Genomic DNA, 18,471 nt, shown 5'->3' with positions numbered 1-18,471 from the left:
TGCAATGGACATGGTCTGTTTCCTCCTCGTCTCGCTGCGTAGATATCTCACCAAGCAGCGTAATAGGGTGGGAGCAGGCCATTCCATTAAAAAAGGCCAACAGCGAACTGTGAGCTTTTGGTATTGGTGGGGGGAGATTATTATCAAATCTGGTGTACGACGGTCAGGCGGCGTTCCTGTCTGACTGATCGATTACTTGCTCTCCGTCCTGGAACTTGACGTTGTTGATGACCAGTTCCAGCTTTTGGAAGTGCTTGATGCGTCTCCAGCGCTTCTGGGCGCTCTGAAGCAGTTTGAAGACCATTGCCAGGGTCGTCGCCCGGGACCCGCAGTTCCGGCTGCGCTTGGTCCGCAGGCGAACCGTAGTCCCCGGTGGAGACCCCCTTCAGGTAGAGCCAGGGGATCAACTCCTCAACGCTTCGAGCCCGCTTCAGGTAGGGCGGCAGCAGACTGCTGTTGAAGCAGGCACCACCGCCGCTGCGATCACGCACCTTGGGCACCTTGACGCTGACATCACCGATCCCGGTCTGAATCGTGCGCTCCGGCAGGTGACCGTTGCGAACCACGGCCTGACGCCCGTCCTCGAGACGCTGCCCGGCATACTGCGCCAGGAAGGTGGCCAGCTCGGCCTCGACCGCCTGGGTGATCAGGTCGCGGGCACCCTGGCGCAGCAGCTCGTGCAGCGGATCCGTGGCCTGCGGTTCTGGTTGTGAAACAGCTTGAAGGGTAGACTTGGTTATGGCGTGTCCGTTTTTGTTGATTGAGATCTTGGTCGTGATCAATCAACAGGATACGCCACCCTTCCTCTCCCCATACACCAGATCTGACTTTAACTCGACCTTCGCTTCCCTTCGGCGTTTCGATCCACGGGCCTGAACAGCACATGCAGACCCTCGACTACTACAACCAACACGCCGAGCAGTTCATCGCCGATACCCTGGCGGTGGACATGGGCTCCCTGCGGGGGCGCTTCCTGCGGCATCTGCCGCCGGGAGGGCGGATCCTGGATGCCGGTTGCGGGTCGGGGCGGGACGCCCTGGCCTTTGCCCGCCAGGGCTACCGGGTGAGTGCCTTCGATGCCAGCGCGGCCCTGGCCGCCCATGCCGCGGCCCTGTTGGGCCGGGAGGTGCCCGTGCGCCGCTTCGAGGAACTGGAGGAGGAGGCTTGCTACGACGGCATCTGGGCCTGCGCCAGCCTGCTGCACGTGCCCGAGGCCCGGCTCCCTGGCGCATTCCAGCGCCTGTGGCGGGCCCTGGTGCCCGGCGGCGTGCTCTACTGCAGCTTCAAGCAGGGTCGGGGGGAGCGCTGGCACCGGGGGCGCCGCTTCACCGATGCCGACACGGCCCGCATCCGCGCCTGGACCCGGGACCTGCCCGGCCTGGCCGGGCTGGAGACCTGGACCACCCAGGACCCCCGCCCCGGCCGCGAGGGGGAGGCCTGGGTCAATGCCCTGCTGCACAGGGCAGGCGGATGGGGCCTGGATTGAAATGGACAGCGGAAGTGCACGACCCCCATGGCTTCAGCTGGCTCCCCTTGGCCGAGATCCCCCTTTTCATCCATGAATGGAAGGCGGAAGATAGGCCCATCCGGGTGATGTGGAAGGGGGCTGTCCCGCTTTTCCGGCTCGGCATTTATTCGCCCTTCTGCTGGCTCATCGCACCCAAGATCCCATGGTGAAAGCCGCTCGACACGCCCTGGCCAACCAGCGCCTGCGCAGGGAATCGGCCTGGAGTCTGCTTGCCCAGGACAATGCGCCCATCGTCCTGGGATTGCTCCAGGTGCATCTGCTGGAGCGGGAGCGGCGTTTGCCCAGCTCCGTCCTTCTGGAACGGTTGCGCCAGGATCTGGAGCAGCTGCGTGCCCAGGGGGTGGATCTCCCGCAGACGGCCGAGGTCTATCTGGCCAACTGGGTGCGCGCCGGCTATCTGTTTCGCTCGCTTCAGCCAGGAGCGAGTGAGGAGGAATACGAACTCAGCGCGTCGGCGGTGCGTGCCATCCAGTTCATTCAGGGGCTTACCGAGCAGCGTGCCGTCGCCACCGAGACCCGCCTGTCCCTGGTCATGGATCAGCTGCGCCAACTGGCGGAGCAGACCGAGACCGATCCCCAGGCGCGCATCGAGGCGCTGCTGCGCGAGCGGGCCCGTATCGATGCTGAGATCGAGGCGGCCCGCGCAGGAAAGCTGGAGCCGCTGCCAGAGGAGCGGGCCCTGGAGCGGGTACGCGAGGTGCTCCTGCTTTCCCAGGAGTTGGTCAATGACTTCCGCCGGGTCCGCGACGAGTTTTACACCCTGAATCGGGATCTGCGCGAGCAGATCGTCGACAACGAGGGCAGCCGGGGCGAGGTGCTGGAGAAGGTCTTTTCCGGGGTGGATGTCATCGCCGAGAGCGATGCCGGCAAGGCGTTTCGTGCCTTCTGGCGCCTGTTGACCGACTCCGAACAATCCCTGGCCTTCGAGGAGGCCCTGGACCGGGTGCTCTCAAGGGAATTTGCCCACCGGCTGGATCGGCGGGAGCGGCGTTTTCTGCTGCAGTTGACCCGGGTGCTGCTGGATAACGGCGGCGAGGTCCACAAGGTGTTCCAGCAGTTCGCCCGCGGGCTGAAGCAGTTTGTCCAGAGCCGCGAGTATCAGGAACAGCGCCGCCTGAACAAGCTGTTGCGCCTGGCCCAGCGTCGGGCAATGGAGGCCAGGGCGTCCTATCGCCCCACCGATGATGTGGGACGTGACCTGTATCTGACCAGCGCGAATATCCGCTCCCTGGCGCAGTGGCAACTCCATGACCCCAGCCGCGACCAGGCCGAGGGTGCCATCGCCAGGGCGGATGAGGCCGATATCTCCCTGGACTCGGTGAGTGAACTGTTGGCCCATTCGGAGATCGATTTTCGCCGTCTGCGGGAGCAATTGCGGGCGCTGCTGCAGGAGCGGCAACAGGTATCGGTGGCCGAGGTGCTGGAGGCCTATCCGGCCGAGCAGGGACTCGGTTCGGTGGTGGGGCTGCTGGCCCTGGGGGTCCAGCAGGGGATCACCTCGGATCGGCGGGACCGGGTCTGCTGGACCGGCCTCGACGGCGTGGACCGCTGCGCCCGCATCCCGCGCATCTATTTCACGAGGGAGAGTCATGCACGAGACGGATGAAACGGAGCAGGCAGACCCCATGGAGGCCCCCATGGATGCGGAGACCCATGAGCCGCTCTATCCCGGCGATACCGGTCAACTGCCGGCCGACGCCCGCCGGCTTCTGGTGCAGCTGCTGACCGGCCCGTCCCTGGACGGGCGTCGCCACAGCCGGCTCTGGCCGGACTTGCTGCGCTATCAGGACCTCATTCGCTCCCGTCTGGCAGATCTGTTTCTTGATCTGGTGGTGGACACCGACGCCCAGGTGGCCTTCGTGCGCCAGGCCGATACCGGCGAACTGGAGGCGCCCATCCTGCTGCGCCGCACCCGTCTGACCTTCCTGGAATCGGTGCTGCTGCTCTACCTGCGGCAACTGCTGGCCGAGGCCGATGTGCGCGGAGAACGGGCGGTGGTCTCCATGGATGAGATGGTCGAGCAGATGCGATTGTACGAACGGGCCCTCAATACCGATCAGGCGGGATTCGAGCGGCGGGTCAACGCCGCCATCGAGAAGGTCAAGAAGAATAGCCTGATCAGCGCCATCCGCGGCAGCGAAGGGCGCTTCGAGATCTCGCCGACGCTCAAGCTGCTGTTCAGCGCCGAAGAGGTAACGGCCCTGATCCAGCAATACAGTGCTGTCCGGGCCGAGTCCGAAGACCAGGGGGCGGCATCGTGAACATCCAGGCCGATTTCTTTGTCGACGTCGAAGCGCAGCTGCGCCGGCAACAATTTCGCATGCGTCGGCTCCAGGTGTTCAATTGGGGCACCTTCTCCAACCTGCACGATATCGCCATCGCCGAGGACGGCTTTCTGTTCGTCGGCCGCTCCGGCTCAGGCAAGTCCACCTTGCTCGATGCCCTGGCGGCGCTGTTGGTGCCTCCGAAGTGGCTTGCCTTCAACGCCGCCGCCCGAGAGGGGGATCGTGGACGGCGCGACCGGAATCTCGCTTCCTACGTGCGTGGTGCCTGGGGAGATCAAAAAGACCTCGGTTCGGGGGAGATCGCCACCCGCTTTCTTCGCACCGGCACCACGTGGTCGGCCCTGGCCCTCACCTACGCCAATGCCGATGACCGCGAGGTGACGCTGATCCAGCTCTACTGGCTCCGGGGGAACGCCGCGGGCAATCAGGACGTTGGTCGTCATTACATGATCGCCGGGCGGGGCTTCGACGTGGCGCGGGAGCTGGAGGGCTTCGACCTGGACATCCGTGGCCTGAAGAAGCGTCTTGAGGATGTCGACCATTTTGGTTCCACTTTCAGCGCCTACGGCGAGCGTTTCCGCCAATTGCTCGGGATCGAGTCGGAGATGGCCCTGAAGCTGCTGCACAAGACCCAGTCGGCCAAGAACCTCGGCGATCTCAATGGCTTTCTGCGGGAGTTCATGCTCGACCAGCCGAAGTCGTTCGAAGTGGCCGACCGCATGGTGGCCGAGTTCGGCGAGCTGGATGCGGCCCATCAGGAGGTGGTTACCACACGACGTCAGGTGGACACGCTCAAGCCGGCGCGGGAGCAGCACACCCGCAAGGAGGCCCTGGAGGAGACGATTCTGGAGCAGGAGCGGCTGCTCCAGGCCATCGATGGCTATACCGAGCAGCGCCGCCTGCAACTGCTTGACCAGGAGATCGAGGCGCTCCATACCCGTGACCGGGGCCTGGAGGGGGAACAGCAGCAGCGGCGCGAGCAACTGGAGTCCGAAGAGGAGCGGCTACGTCAACTGGAGATGCAGCACCGGGAGCGTGGCGGGGATCGGATCGAGGCGCTGGAGCGGGAGCGGGCGAGGACCGAATCGTTGCGCGATGAGCGTCTTCAGCGCCGTGGCCAGCTGGAGCAGGCCTGCCAGGTGATGGGTTGGGCCGTACCGGATCATGCCCACCGCTTTGGCGAACAGGTGGCCGAGGCACGCCACATCGTCGAGGCCTGGGGCCACGGCCAGGAGGCGGTGGACGATCGCCGCGACGCCATCCGTGACCAAAAGGGAGAGGCGGAGAAGGAGTTCACGGCCGTGCGCCGGGAAATCGACGCCATGGAGCGCCAGCCTTCCAATATCCCGGCCCACATGCTGGAACTACGCGCCAGCGTCGCCGCGGCAGTTGGCTGCAGTGAGGCGGAGTTGCCCTTTGCCGGGGAACTGATCCAGGTCAAGGAAGAGGCGGCCGAATGGCAGGGTGCCATCGAGCGGCTGCTCCACGGTTTCGCCCTCTCGTTGCTGGTGGAGCAGCGGTACTACGCGGCCGTCTCCAGCCACATCAACGACACCCACCTTGGCGGGCGGCTGGTCTACTACCGAATCGACGACGGGATCGCCCCAGCGGCCACTGAGCCGCGGCCGGCTTCGTTGCTGCACAAGCTGGCATTGAAGGAGACCACCTTCCGGCCCTGGCTGGAGGCGGAGCTGGCGCGCCGATTCGATTACGCCTGTGTCGATTCCCTGCAGGATTTTCGCCGGGAGAAGCGGGCCCTGACCCGCCAGGGACAGGTCCGTCACGGGCCCGACCGCCACGAGAAGGACGATCGCCATCGCATCGATGACCGGCGCCGCTGGGTGCTCGGCTTCGACAATCGCGAAAAGCTCGCCATGTTCAAGGCCCGGGCCCAGGAACTGGGCGCGATCATCGCCCAATGTAACGAGGAACTGGAAGCCCTTCGCCAGGAGCGCGAGGCGCAGCGCCAGCGGGTGGAGGCGTGCATGTCGATCAGCAACCTCGTCTGGACGAATGTGGATGTGGCCAGCGCCCTGGACCGGATCGCCGCCCTCGATGAGCAGCTGCGCGAAATGCGCGAGGGCAATCGTGAGCTGCGGGAACTGGGCAAGCGGATGGAGGCGCAGCGGGCGTGCCTGGAAAAGGCCAAGGAGGGCCTGCGCAATGTGGAGGTGGAGCGCGGGAATATCGGGTATCAAGTGAAGAATCTGACCCAGGAGCGGGAGGCCACCGACCATCAGCTCGCCACCCTGATCCGCCCCGATGCGACCCAGCGCGAGACCCTCGAGGAGCGGTTTGCGGCCAGGGGGGAGGTCACGCGCAAGAACCTGGACGATCGGCGGCGTCAGGTGGAACGGGCCCTCAACGACCAGCTGAAGGTTCAGCGCGAGGAGCGGGCCAATTGCATCAAGCGGATGGAGACTGCCTTTGCCGAGTTCAAGCGGGAGTGGCCCCAGGAGGGCGCGGATGTGGACGCGACGGTCGAATCGGCCCCGGAATTCCTGCGCATCCTGGAGCGGCTGGAGCGGGACGGTCTGCCCGAGTATGAACAACGGTTTTTCGACATGCTCCGGGAACAGAGCACGGAGAACCTGGCCGCCCTCAACGCCCAGATCTCCCAGGCCCGCAAGGAGATCCACGCCCGCATGGAGCTGGTCAACGAGGGACTGGCCGACGCCGAGTTCAATTCCGGCACCTATCTGCAGATCGATATCAACGACCGCCATCTGCCCGATGTGCGGGCCTTTCGTGAACAGGTGCAACAGGTGCTTGGTCATGCCTGGCAGATGGATCGGGAGAGCGCCGAAGATCGCTTTCTGGTGCTGCGGGATATGGTCCGGCGCCTCGGCGGGGATGAGCCGGAGCAGCGACGCTGGCGTGAACAGGTGCTGGATGTGCGGTTGCATGTGGAGTTCATCGGCCGGGAATTGGATCAGAAGAATGACTATGAGGTGGAGATCTACCGCGGAAGTCAGGGCAAGTCGGGCGGCCAGCGGGAGAAGCTGGCGACCACCTGCCTCGCGGCGGCGCTGCGCTATCAGCTCGGCGGTTCTGACGGCGGGTTGCCGGTCTATGCAGCGGTGGTGCTGGACGAGGCCTTCGGCAAGGCGGATAACGAATTCACCGAGTTGGCCCTGCGCATCTTCAAGAAGTTTGGCTTCCAGATGATCGTCGCCACGCCGCTGAAATCGGTGATGACCCTGGAGCCGTTCATCGGCGGTGCCTGTTTTGTCGACATCACCGAGCGCAAGCGTTCGGCCACCCTGCCCATCGAATACGATCACAGCGAGCAACGGCTCAAGCTCTCGGCGCAAGCCCATGGCGAAGACCTACCTGCTTGATCCGGATGGGGTGGCCCAACGGCTGCGCACTCGGTATCAATCCCAGCGCCGTTACTGGCTCCGCGGGGAGGGGGCGTGGCCGCTGCAACTGCCCCTCGGGCTACCGAGAGAGCGCGAGGCCGCACAGCAATTGCGGGCGGTGCAGCAGTGGCAGGGTCGCTGGGCCGATTGGGATGGCCCGGGTAACGTGCAGTGGGTCGAGCGCCGCTGGTCCAATCTGGGCACACAGCGCTTGCCCGAGGCGATCCGTTTCGAATCCGCCCTCGAGGTGGTCGAATTCATCGGCGCCGGGGCGGCCTGGAAAGAAGCGGTCCACCGCTATCGCGGGATCACCGCCCGCTGGCCGGCGCTTGCCGAGACGGTATCCCGCGACCGGGAGGTGCTGTTCGAGTGGGCGTCGGTGGATGTCGAGCGCCTGGTGGCCCTCCTGGGCTGGCTGGAGGCGCACCCGCATTCGAACTGCTATCCCCGGCAGCTCCCGGTCCCGGGGCTGGACAGCAAGTGGCTGGAGGGGCGGGGCAAGACGGTCACCGACTGGCTGCGGGCGATCATCCCCAGCGAGGCCGAGGACGATCTCTATGCGCTGACCGGACTGCGCCGGCCGCCGCCTCGTCTGCGCCTGCGGCTGCTCGATGCGGCGCTGCAAATGCATGTGGGTGGCCTGGCGGATATCCAGGTGCCGGTGGAAGATGTGGCACGGCTCCAGCTTCCGGTGCGCTGTGCCTTGATCGTCGAGAACCTTCAGACCGGGCTCGCCTTCGAGCCCATGGATGGTGCCGTCGTCTTTATGGGGCAGGGCTATACGGTCGAACCCTTCGCCCAGCTCCCCTGGCTTCAAGGCATCCCCTGCTTCTATTGGGGCGATCTCGACACCCACGGCTTCGCCATCCTCAACCGCTTGCGTGGGTATCTGCCCGCCGTGCGCTCGCTGCTGATGGACGAAGAGACGCTCCTGGCCCACCGCGACCTGTGGGTCCACGAGAAGACACCGGCGGCCGAGGGGAAAATGCTGGGGCTGAACCCGGAGGAACGGGCCGTGTTCGAGGGTTTGCGGGGCAACCGCTGGGGCGTCGCGCCGCGCCTGGAGCAGGAGCGGATCCACTGGGACTACGCGCGCCGACGCCTGCAGAATGCGTTGAGATCGCTCTGATGCAGCGGAACGCACGGGCCATCCGGTAGGGGATCCGGTGCGCCTGGCCTCCAAAACGAAAAGGGCCCAGATCCGCGATCTGGGCTCTTTGCTTTTGGCTCCCCGGGACGGGCTCGAACCGCCGACCTAGTGATTAACAGTCACCCGCTCTACCGACTGAGCTACCGGGGAATCTCGTGTTGAGGCCCGGGATATTACGGCGATCACCGGGCCTCGTCAAGGGGGTCAGCCCGTCACGGCGCGGCCGATGCGCTCCACCGCCTGCTTGAGGTTGTCCATGCTGGTGGCGAAGGAGATGCGCACGTAACCGTCCGCCCCGAAGGCGGAACCGGGCACCAGGGCCACGCCCACCTGATCCAGCAGGTGTTCGGCGAACTTCACGTCGCTGTCGATGCCCAGCTTGTCCATGGCCCCCTGCACGCTGGGGAAGGAGTAGAAGGTGCCGTCGGAGGGCAGGCACTCCACGCCGGGGATGGCGTTCAGGGCCTCCATCAGGTAGTCATGGCGTTCCTGGAAGGCGCGGCACATCTCGCCCACGCAGCTCTGGTCACCGTTCAGGGCGGCCTCGGCCGCCTCCTGGGATACGGAGGTGGGGTTGGAGGTGCTCTGGGACTGGATCTTCTTCATGGCGGCGATCAGGGGCTTGGGGCCGCCGGCATAGCCGATGCGCCAACCGGTCATGGCATAGGCCTTGGACACGCCGTTGAGGACGATGGTGCGGTCCTCCAGGTCCGGGCAGGCCATGAGGATGTTGCAGAAGGGGGCGCCCCTGAACATCATGTGTTCGTACATGTCGTCGGTGGCCACCAGGACATGGGGATGGCGCAGCAGCACCTGGCCCAGGGCCGCCAGTTCCTCGCGGCTGTAGGCCACGCCCGTGGGGTTGGAGGGGCTGTTGAGCACCACCAGGCGGGTGCGCGGGGTGATGGCCCCCTCCAGCTGCGCCGGGGTCATCTTGAAGCCCTGGTCCTTGCCGGTGGGCACGATCACGGGGTTGCCGTCCGCCAGCAGCACCATGTCCGGATAGGACACCCAGTAGGGGGCCGGGATGATCACCTCGTCCCCGGCGTCCAGCAGGGCCTGGCAGAGGTTGAAGAAGCTCTGCTTGCCGCCGCAGGAGACCAGGATCTGGTCCGGTTCGAAGTGGTGGCCGTTGTCCCGCTTGAACTTTTCGATGATGGCCTGTTTCAGCCCCGGGGTGCCGTCCACGGCGGTATACTTGGTCTTGCCCTCGCGGATGGCGGTGATGCCCGCCTCCTTGATGGCGTCCGGGGTGTTGAAGTCGGGCTCACCCGCCCCCAGGCCGATGACGTCGCGTCCCTGGGCCTTCAGCTGGGCGGCGAGGGCGCTCACGGCCAGGGTGGGGGAGGGCTTGATGCGCTGAACGCGGGAGGAGAGCTTGATGTCCAAGGCGGTATCCGGGGGTGGTGGTGAATGGAAGGGGTGTCGTGCGCCGCAGCGGGCGCACGGGCGCCCGCTGCGCGGGAATGCTTTTCATACGAAATGATACTGAAACTGACCGAACAAGATAAGCCCATGGGACAGCCTTTCCAACTCGTCACCGACTACCAGCCCGCCGGGGACCAGCCCGGGGCCATCCAGGCCCTGGAGGAGGGTCTGGAGTCGGGTCTGGCCCACCAGATCCTGCTGGGGGTCACCGGCTCGGGCAAGACCTTCACCATCGCCAATCTGATCCAGCGGGTGCAGCGACCCACCCTGGTCATGGCCCCCAACAAGACCCTGGCGGCCCAGCTCTACGGCGAGATGAAGGCCTTCTTCCCGCACAATGCCGTGGAGTACTTCGTCTCCTACTACGACTACTACCAGCCGGAGGCCTATGTCCCTTCCTCGGACACCTTCATCGAGAAGGATGCCTCCATCAATGACCACATCGAACAGATGCGCCTGTCCGCCACCCGCGCCCTGCTGGAGCGGCGGGACGCCATCATCGTCGCCAGTGTCTCCGCCATCTACGGCCTGGGGGATCCGCGGGCCTATTTGCAGATGGTGCTGCACCTGAAGCGGGGGGATGTCATCGACCAGCGCACGGTGCTGCGCCGCCTGGCGGAGCTGCAGTACACCCGCAATGACATGGAACTCAAGCGCGGCACCTACCGGGTGCGCGGTGAGGTGATCGACATCCATCCGGCGGAGTCCGAGCGGGAGGCGGTGCGCATCGAACTCTTCGACGACGAGATCGAGCAGCTGTCCTACTTTGACCCCCTCACCGGTGAGGTGCTGCGCAAGGTGCCGCGCCTCACCGTCTACCCCAAGACCCACTACGCCACGCCCCGGGAGACCCTGCTGGAGGCCATCGAGCAGATCAAGGCGGAACTGACCCAGCGCCTGCAGGAGCTGCGGGAGGCGGATCGGCTGGTGGAGGCCCAGCGGCTGGAGCAGCGCACCCGCTTCGACCTGGAGATGATGCTGGAACTGGGCTACTGCTCCGGCATCGAGAACTACTCCCGCTATCTCTCGGGCCGCGGGCCCGGGGAACCGCCACCGTGCTTTCTGGACTACCTGCCCGAGGACGCCCTGCTGGTGATCGACGAGAGCCACGTCACCGTGCCGCAGCTGGGGGCCATGTACAAGGGGGACCGTTCCCGCAAGGAGACCCTGGTGCAATACGGTTTCCGTCTGCCCTCGGCCATGGACAACCGGCCGCTGCGTTTCGAGGAGTTCGAGGCCCTGGCGCCCCAGACGGTCTATGTCTCCGCCACCCCCGGCCCGTACGAGACCGAGCGGGCCGGGCAGGTGGTGGAGCAGGTGGTGCGCCCCACCGGACTGGTGGACCCGGAGGTGGAGGTGCGTCCGGCCACCACCCAGGTGGACGACGTGCTCTCGGAGATCCGCCTGCGGGTGGAGGCCAACGAGCGGGTGCTGGTGACCACCCTCACCAAGCGCATGGCCGAGGACCTGACGGAATACCTCTCCGAGCACGACATCCGCGTGCGTTACCTGCACTCGGACATCGACACCGTGGAGCGGGTGGAGATCATCCGCGACCTGCGCCTGGGGACCTTCGACGTGCTGGTGGGCATCAATCTGCTGCGCGAGGGCCTGGACATGCCCGAGGTGTCCCTGGTGGCGGTGCTGGACGCCGACAAGGAGGGGTTCCTGCGCTCCGACCGCTCCCTCATCCAGACCATCGGCCGGGCCGCCCGCAACCTCCACGGCAAGGCCATCCTCTACGCCGACACCATCACCGGCTCCATGCAGCGGGCCATGGACGAGACCCAGCGCCGCCGGGAGAAACAGCAGGCCCACAATGCGGCCCACGGCATCACCCCCAAGGGGATTCAGCGGCGCGTCGCCGATATCATGGAGGGGGCCCACGCCGGCGACACCATGGCCGAGCCCCGGCGCTTTGCCAAGGTGGCGGAACAGGAGGCCGAATACGCCCGCCGTTCCCCCAAGGACACGGCCCGGGAGATCCAGCGCCTGGAGGACCGCATGTACACCTGTGCCCGTAACCTGGAGTTCGAGGAGGCGGCGCGCCTGCGGGATGAGATCGAGCGGCTGCGGGAAGGTCTGCTGGGGGTGGTGGAGGAATGATCGTGCCGCAGAAGCTGCCCCGACCCGTGCCCCTGCTCACGGGGATCCTGGCTGCATTATGGTGTGCCTGCGCCGCCGCACAGACCCGCGTGGACTTCCCCCTGCAGGAGGACACCGCGGTGGTGGGGGCACTGCGCCATGTGCAGGCCCGGCACGAGGATACCCTCATCGACGTGGCTCGCCGCCACCGGGTGGGGTTCCAGGCCATCCGCCTGGCCAATCCGGAACTCAACACCTGGATCCCGGGGGAGGGGGCGCGGGTGCTGCTGCCGCTGATGTTCGTGCTGCCGGACACGCCGCGGCAGGGCATCGTCATCAATCTGCCGGAGATGCGCCTGTATCACTTCCAGGAGACCCCCTCCGGGGAGGGGCGTCGTGTCGCCACCTATCCGGTGAGCATCGGCCGCCGGGAGTGGGGCACGCCCCAGGGGACCCTGGAGGTGATCCAGAAACGGGAGGATCCCACCTGGACCCCGCCCGACTCGGTGCGCCAGGCCTATGCCGCCCAAGGCAAGTCCCTGCCGGATGTGGTGCCCGCGGGGCCGGACAACCCCCTGGGGGCCTATGCCCTGCGTCTGAGCCGGCCCACCTACCTGATCCACGGCACCAACTGGTCCACGGGCATCGGCCTGCGTTCCACCCACGGCTGCATCCGCATGGACAACGACGACATCGGCGTGCTCTTCCCCCATGTGGACTTGGGCACCCCCGTGCACATCGTGCACCAGCCGGTGAAGGTGGGCTGGCGCGACGGCGTGCTCTACCTGGAGGTGCATCCCCCCCTGGAGGAGCGGGCCACGCAGGCGCCTGCCCCCCTGGAGACCGCCCTGGAGCGGGTGATGGCCGCCGTGGCCGGGCGGGAGGCCCGCGTCGACTGGAACCGGGTGCGGGCGACGGTGGCGCAGGCCCGTGGCGTGCCCCGGGCGGTGGGCTGGATGGCGGGTCACGACGCCCCCGTGCCGTTGCGGGCCACCGCCTCCGCACCGGAAGCAGACACCGCCGGTACATCGCAGGACCCCTCCGAGAACCCGGCAGATCCGAATGCGTCCGAGGAAGGGGCTAGGGATTGGTTCGTGCGCATGGGCCGTTTCCAGGACGAGGAACGGGCCCTGGTACTCAGTGCCCACCTGGAGGCGGACGGCTTCACCTCCCGGGTGGTGGGGGGTGCCCGGGGAACGGGCACCTGGATCTCTACCACGTCCTGCTGGGACCGGCCGCAGGACAGGATGAGGCCGCGACCCTGGCCCAGCGGGTGCGCCAGCGCACCGCCCTGGATGGGGAGGTGATGCGCTGGCCGCCGCAGGAGGGAGGGTGAACGCCGCGTGGGTTCAGCGGTCGGTGGCCTCGGCGAAGCGCCGGCTGACCCGTTCCCAGTCCACCACCTCCCACCAGGCCTGCAGGTAGGCACCCCGGGCGTTGCGGTAGTTCAGGTAGTAGGCGTGTTCCCAGAGATCATTGCCCAGCAGGGGCGTGCCCCGGGGATCGGCCACATCCATCCGCGGGTTGTCCTGATTGGGGGTGGTGGTGACCGCCAGGTCGCCATCCTCCTCCACGATGAGCCACACCCATCCCGAGCCGAAGCGGTCCAGGCCCGCGGTCTCGAAGGCATCGCGAAAGCCCTCCAGGGAGCCGAAGGCCTCCTCCAGGGCCCGGTGCAGGTCCCGATCGGGTGCGCCGCCCTCCCCCGGGGCGGTCATGGAGCGCCAGAAGAAGCTGTGGTTCCAGTGCCCCCCGGCGTTGTTGCGCACCGCCGCGGGCAGCGTGGAGGCATGTTCCAACAGCGCCTCCAGGGACATCTCCCGCGCCTCGGGGAGGTCCTCCAGGGCGGCGTTGAGCTTGTCCACATAGCCCTGGTGATGGCGGGCGTGGTGGATCTCCATGGTCTCGGCGTCGATCACCGGCGCCAGCGCGTCATAGGCATAGGGCAGATCCGGCAGGGAGAAGGGATGGGTCTCTCCCCCGGGTTCCCCCTGCGCCTGGACCGATGTGAGCGGTGCCAGCCCCAGGAGGAGCAGGATCAGGATCCTCTGCAGGGAGATGGACATTGCTTCCTCTTTGACCCTTCAGGGTATGATCTGGAATGTGTCCATCCGAGTATAGCGGCCCCCTGGGATTCGTATCGTTCGTATCGTGATGCTGCCGGACCCATGCCGTCCGATCCGCAAGCAGTACCGGCGCAGGTGTGCCGGCCCCGAGACCGGTATGCGTTCAGGTAGGCCCCGCCTTCCCATATCCGGTGTTCCGTCTGCGGGGGGGGGTTGGGAATAAAAAAAGCCCGCGTGTAGCGGGCTTTTTAGGATTTCTTTTGGTGGGCGGTGCTGGGATCGAACCAGCGACCCCTGCCGTGTGAAGGCAGTGCTCTACCGCTGAGCTAACCGCCCCAACCGAAGAAGGCCGCATTCTATGGGGCCCGGGCCGGGTTGTCAACTGCGGGGTAGGGTGGGCAGGTGCAGGACGTGACGGGCCTCCTCCAGGGTGAAGTTCAAAAAGGCCTCGCCCACCTTGGAGAAGCGCTTGCCCCGGGGGTGCACCAGGTACCAGTGGCGGCGGATGGGGAAACCCTCCACGTCCAGGATCACCAGGCGGTTCAGGGCCAGTTCCATCTCCAGGGTGTGCAGGGACAGCACCCCCAGGCCCAGGCCCGCCTCCACGGCCTGCTTGATGGCCTCGCTGCTGTGCATCTGCTGGGTGGCGCGGATGGCCACGCCGTGTTCAGCGAAGAAGCGTTCCGTGGAGGCGCGGGTGCCGGAGCCCTTCTCCCGCACCACGAAGCCCTCGCCGGCCAGGCGCTGCAGGGGGATGCCTTTCTCCCCCGCCAGGGGATGGTCCGGGGGGGCGATGATGACCAGGGGATTCTCCATGAAGGGATGGGCCACCGGGTCGGAACTGGCGGGCTGGCCCATGATGGCCAGGTCCATGGCATTGATGGCCAGGAGGTTGAGCAGGGCCTCCCGGTTGGTCACCTCCAGGGTGACCGATACCCCCTGGTGCCGCTGGCAGAAGGCGGCGATGAGCCGGGGGACGAAGTAGTTGGCGGTGCTGGCCACGGCGATGGTGAGATGGCCGCGCCGCAGGCCCTTCATCTCCTCCAGCACCATCTCCAGTTCCGACACCTGGGCGGCGATGGCGCAGCTGTAGTGGTAGAGCTCCCGGCCGGCATCGGTAAGGTGGATGCGCTTGCCGATCTGCTCGAACAGCGGCAGGCCCACGTGCTCCTCCAGCTGGCGGATCTGCATGGAGACGGCGGGCTGGGTGAGGTGCAGTTCCTCCGAGGCGCGGGTGTAGCTCAGGTGGCGGGCCACCGCCTCGAAGGCCTTGAGCTGCCGGAAGGTGAAGTTCATGGGCTCGAGGGCATGGGCGTCTGGGATCCGCCGTACTCCACGCTGCTCTGTTCCCGCATCGCCTCCTCCGCCTGCCGGTTCAGGACGATGATGCTGATGCGGCGGTTGATGGGGTTTTGCGGGTCGGCCTTGTCGAACAGCACCGTGGAGCCCAGACCCACCACCCGGGCCACCTTGTCCTCCTCCATCCCGCCTGCGATGAGGGCGCGGCGGGCGGCGTTGGCCCGGTCCGTGGACAGCTCCCAGTTGGTGTAGTCCTCCTGCGGGAAGCGGCGGGTATCCGTATGTCCGGTGATGCTGATGCGGTTGGGCACACGGTTGATGATCCCCCCCAGTTCCTCGAGGATGTCCCGGGAGTAGTCCTTCAACTGTCCGCTGCCCAGGTCGAACATGGGCCGGTTCTCCCGGTCCACGATCTGGATGCGCAGGCCCTCGGGGGTGATGTCCAGCAGCAACTGGTCCTTGAAGGGCTTCAGGGCCTGGCTCTTCTCCAGGGCCTCCTCCAGCACTTCCATGAGGGATTCCAGGCGTGCCTCGTCCCGCCGTTCCTGGGCGGACTCGGGGTCTTCCGGTTCCACGGCCCCCTCGAAATCGATGATGGACGGGGAGGTGCCGCTGCCCTCGGTGGGATGGGGCGGGGTGGGGCTGATGCCCATGGCGGCCGAGGGGTTCTGGAAGTATTCGGAGATGGCCGCCTTCTGGATCTCGTCGGTGAAGGCCAGGATCCACAGCAGCAGGAAGAAGGCCATCATGGCGATGGCGAAGTCGGCGAAGGCGATCTTCCAGGCGCCGCCATGGTGCCCGTCCTTCTTGACGATGCGCTTGATGACGATGGGTTGTTTCTTTTCCTCACCCGCCACGGCGCATCATCCCTTGTTGTTCCGCAGGTATTCCTCCAGTTCGGTGAAACTGGGGCGCAGGTTGGAGGCCATGGCCTTGCGGCCGAACTCCACGGCCACCTGGGGACTGTAACCCTGGACATTGGCGAGGATGCAGGCCTTGAGGCAGGACAGGAACTTGGTCTGTTCCTCGGCCCGGCGTTCCATGGCCGAGGCCACGGGGCCGACAAAGCCATAGGCCAGCAGGATGCCCGTGAAGGTGCCGATGAGGGCCGCGGCCACGAGGCCGCCGATCTGGTCGATGGGGCCGTCCAGGGCCTTCATGGTGTTCACGATCCCCAGCACGGCGGCGACGATCCCGAAGGCGGGGAGCCCGTCGGCCACCCGCATCACCGCATGGCCGGGAGCGGCCACCTCCTCGTGGTGGGTCTCCAGGTCGATGTCCATGAGGTTGTCCAGCTCGAAGGGGTTCATCGCGCCGCTGACCACCAGGCGCATGTAGTCGGAGATGAATTCCACCGCGTGGTGGTTCTTGAGGATGCGGGGGTATTTCTCGAACAGGGGGCTGTTCTCCGGTTCCTCCACGTCCTCCTCGATCCCCATCAGGCCCTCCTTGCGGGCCTTGGTGAACAGGTCGTTCATCAGGCTGAGCAGGTCCAGGTAGTCCTGCTTCTTGTAGGGCGAGCCGCCCAGCAGCTTCGGGACGGTCTTGAAGGCCTCCAGCACCGTCTTCATGGGGTTGGCGATGATGAACGCCCCCAGCGCCGCCCCGATAATGATGATGAATTCGTAGGGCTGCCAGACGAGGATCAACTGCCCGCCGTGCAGCATCCAGCCTCCGAAGACGGAGACGACGACCACGATGGCACCGATAATCAGATTCACGAGCGGATTTTCCCGATTGGGCCCGTTGTCCGGGCTGGCTTGAGATGAACCGACACCGCCATAATACCCGAATCATGAATTGCATCACACATCAGACCGCGGGGAGCGTCCTGTATGGACAATGATCGCCTGGAGGCCTGGGTGCAGGAACTGGAGGGGGTGGATCTGCCCCTGCTGCCCGGCACGCCGTCCCTGTTCGCCGCAGTAGCGGAGGATGAGACCTTGAGCATGCGCGCCGTGGGGCGGCTGGTGCAGCGGGATCCGGGGCTGGCCCTGGGGCTCATCCGCATGGCCAACCAGATCCCCCATCGGCATTTTCGCAATTCGGTGGTGTCCCTGGACGAGGCGGTCATAATGCTGGGGCTGCGGTGCGTGCTGGAACGGGTTCGGGAACGGCCCCGGGTGGATCAGGTCCTGCCGCCGGCGGCGGCGGAACGCTACCGATCCACCGCCGCCCGCTGCGTCTTCGCCGGTCTCCTGGCGGAGGCCTGGGGGGAACTGCGCCATGACATGATCCCCTCGGAGGTGGGTCTGGCCGGGTTGCTCTACGGCCTGGGGGAACTCCTGTTCGCGGTGCACGACGAACGCCGCATCGCCCGCTACCAGGAGCTGATGCGCCGCGGGGACGTGCTCCCCCACGAGGCGGAGTACGTCGCCCTGGACGTGAGCCTGGAGGCGGTGGGGCATCGCCTGGCGGTGCGCTGGGGCTTGCCCGCCATGGTGCAGGAGTGCACCTGCCCGGCCAATGCCCGCCATCCCCGGGCCCTGGGGGTGATGCTGGCGGCGGAACTGGCCCGGGATGCCCTGGAGGGCTGGACCCGTCCCGAGGCGGGGATGCGGCTGCAGCAGGCAGCGGAGTATCTGGAATGCGGTCCGGAGGAACTGATCGGGCAGATCAACGTGGCCACGGAAGACTTCAACCGCTATGCCGAGCTTTACGCCATGGACCCCCTGGACGGTCTGGATCCGGAATCGCCACCGGCATCGATTTGCGCCGTGCGTCCCCCCGGCCTCTGCCTGGCGCCGAGGCGGGACAGCCTGGGGCGGGCCCGGGAACGGCTTGCCGCCGGCACCGTGGAGGACCGTGAGGTAGTCCTGGATGCCCTCATGGACGGTCTGCACCGGGGGTTGGGGCTGAACCGGGTGGTCTTCGCCCGCCTCGATGAAAACGGCGAGCGCCTGGAGGCGGAGCGGGTGGAAGGGGCGGATCATGAACCGGAGTTCGGCCGGTTCCAGGTGGACCTGAAGGGAGACCATCTGGTGACGGTGGTGATGCAGCGGCCCTCCGCCTTCTGGCTGCACGACGGCAACCGGGAGGACATCTGGCCGCGGGTTCCGGAGGCCCTGCGGCATCTCATCGGAGTGCGGGCCTTTCTCATGCACTCGGTGTTCGCCGGGGAGCGTGCCGAGGGCCTGGTCTATGCCGACCGGCGTTCCCAGCACTGCGTCCTGGATGCCCCTACGGCAGGCGAGTTCAAGGCCCTGGTGGCCCTGGCGGCGCGGGAATTGACCCGCCTCGCGGGGCGGGCCGGCGGGTGAATGGGGAG

The 18,471-nt window shown here is 66.4% G+C and carries 13 protein-coding genes, 2 tRNA genes and 1 pseudogene; 8 read left to right on the top strand and 8 right to left on the bottom strand.

The window, feature by feature from the left end; genetic code table 11:
- Positions 1–362: 362 nt before the first annotated feature.
- Positions 363–740 (bottom strand): annotated as a pseudogene (locus BM214_RS08705) (transposase); the annotation flags it as partial.
- Positions 741–883: 143 nt separating this feature from the next.
- Between BM214_RS08705 and BM214_RS08700 the strand changes: the two are divergent.
- The 5 genes from BM214_RS08700 to BM214_RS08675 all read left to right on the top strand — a co-directional run bounded on the left by BM214_RS08700 (position 884) and on the right by BM214_RS08675 (position 8,304).
- The gene (locus BM214_RS08700; RefSeq protein ID WP_090485754.1) at positions 884–1,486 is read left to right on the top strand and encodes a class I SAM-dependent methyltransferase; all 603 of its coding nucleotides are present in this window, start codon (positions 884–886) and stop codon (positions 1,484–1,486) included.
- 184 nt (positions 1,487–1,670) lie between these two features.
- Positions 1,671–3,134 carry a DUF3375 domain-containing protein gene (locus BM214_RS08690; RefSeq protein ID WP_090485748.1) on the top strand — a complete coding sequence of 488 codons (1,464 nt, stop codon included), beginning with the start codon at positions 1,671–1,673 and terminating at the stop codon, positions 3,132–3,134.
- The gene (locus BM214_RS08685) at positions 3,118–3,789 is read left to right on the top strand and encodes a DUF4194 domain-containing protein (protein ID WP_090485746.1); all 672 of its coding nucleotides are present in this window, start codon (positions 3,118–3,120) and stop codon (positions 3,787–3,789) included. The genes BM214_RS08690 and BM214_RS08685 overlap by 17 nt, the downstream gene beginning before the upstream one ends.
- On the top strand, positions 3,786–7,154 hold the full coding sequence (locus BM214_RS08680) for an ATP-binding protein (RefSeq protein ID WP_244887910.1): 3,369 nt from the start codon (positions 3,786–3,788) through the stop codon (positions 7,152–7,154). Before BM214_RS08685 ends, BM214_RS08680 begins: the two co-directional genes overlap by 4 nt.
- Complete coding sequence (locus BM214_RS08675; RefSeq protein WP_244887909.1) at positions 7,132–8,304, top strand: Wadjet anti-phage system protein JetD domain-containing protein; 1,173 nt, start codon at positions 7,132–7,134, stop codon at positions 8,302–8,304. The genes BM214_RS08680 and BM214_RS08675 overlap by 23 nt, the downstream gene beginning before the upstream one ends.
- 95 nt (positions 8,305–8,399) lie before the next feature.
- On the opposite strand, the gene BM214_RS08670 is transcribed toward BM214_RS08675, so the two are convergent.
- Together BM214_RS08670 and BM214_RS08665 are read right to left on the bottom strand one after the other, a co-directional pair.
- Positions 8,400–8,475: transfer RNA gene (locus BM214_RS08670), tRNA-Asn, on the bottom strand.
- A gap of 54 nt (positions 8,476–8,529) precedes the next feature.
- Complete coding sequence (locus BM214_RS08665) at positions 8,530–9,714, bottom strand: pyridoxal phosphate-dependent aminotransferase (protein ID WP_090485743.1); 1,185 nt, start codon at positions 9,712–9,714, stop codon at positions 8,530–8,532.
- Positions 9,715–9,840: 126 nt separating this feature from the next.
- Here BM214_RS08665 and uvrB point away from each other — a divergent pair, with 126 nt between their 5' ends.
- Together uvrB and BM214_RS08655 are read left to right on the top strand one after the other, a co-directional pair.
- Positions 9,841–11,859, top strand: a complete 2,019-nt coding sequence (gene uvrB / locus BM214_RS08660) for an excinuclease ABC subunit UvrB (protein WP_090485740.1) — start codon at positions 9,841–9,843, stop codon at positions 11,857–11,859.
- 2 nt (positions 11,860–11,861) lie between these two features.
- Positions 11,862–13,145, top strand: coding sequence for a L,D-transpeptidase family protein (locus tag BM214_RS08655; RefSeq protein ID WP_244887908.1), 1,284 nt, complete (start codon positions 11,862–11,864; stop codon positions 13,143–13,145).
- A gap of 42 nt (positions 13,146–13,187) precedes the next feature.
- Here the strand turns inward: BM214_RS08655 and BM214_RS08650 are convergent, their stop codons facing one another.
- The 5 genes from BM214_RS08650 to motA all read right to left on the bottom strand — a co-directional run bounded on the left by BM214_RS08650 (position 13,188) and on the right by motA (position 16,924).
- On the bottom strand, positions 13,188–13,904 hold the full coding sequence (locus BM214_RS08650; RefSeq protein WP_090485735.1) for a superoxide dismutase: 717 nt from the start codon (positions 13,902–13,904) through the stop codon (positions 13,188–13,190).
- 261 nt (positions 13,905–14,165) lie between these two features.
- Positions 14,166–14,240 (bottom strand) — tRNA-Val (locus BM214_RS08645).
- A 42-nt stretch (positions 14,241–14,282) separates the two neighbouring features.
- Positions 14,283–15,200, bottom strand: coding sequence for a LysR family transcriptional regulator (locus BM214_RS08640; RefSeq protein WP_090485732.1), 918 nt, complete (start codon positions 15,198–15,200; stop codon positions 14,283–14,285).
- A complete protein-coding gene (gene motB / locus BM214_RS08635; protein WP_090485729.1) occupies positions 15,197–16,060 on the bottom strand; it encodes a flagellar motor protein MotB in 864 nt (287 codons plus the stop codon). Before motB ends, BM214_RS08640 begins: the two co-directional genes overlap by 4 nt.
- Positions 16,061–16,066: 6 nt before the next feature.
- Complete coding sequence (motA, locus tag BM214_RS08630; protein WP_090485726.1) at positions 16,067–16,924, bottom strand: flagellar motor stator protein MotA; 858 nt, start codon at positions 16,922–16,924, stop codon at positions 16,067–16,069.
- Between the two features lie 114 nt (positions 16,925–17,038).
- On the opposite strand from motA, the gene BM214_RS08625 reads away from it, so the two are divergent.
- Positions 17,039–18,463, top strand: a complete 1,425-nt coding sequence (locus BM214_RS08625) for an HDOD domain-containing protein (protein ID WP_090485723.1) — start codon at positions 17,039–17,041, stop codon at positions 18,461–18,463.
- The last annotated feature ends 8 nt before the right edge of the window (positions 18,464–18,471 follow it).

Source organism: Ectothiorhodospira mobilis, assembly GCF_900114895.1.
GTDB lineage: Bacteria > Pseudomonadota > Gammaproteobacteria > Ectothiorhodospirales > Ectothiorhodospiraceae > Ectothiorhodospira > Ectothiorhodospira mobilis_A.
The sequence above is the reverse complement of the archived record's forward strand: the minus strand, read 5'-3'. Positions and strand labels throughout refer to the sequence as shown.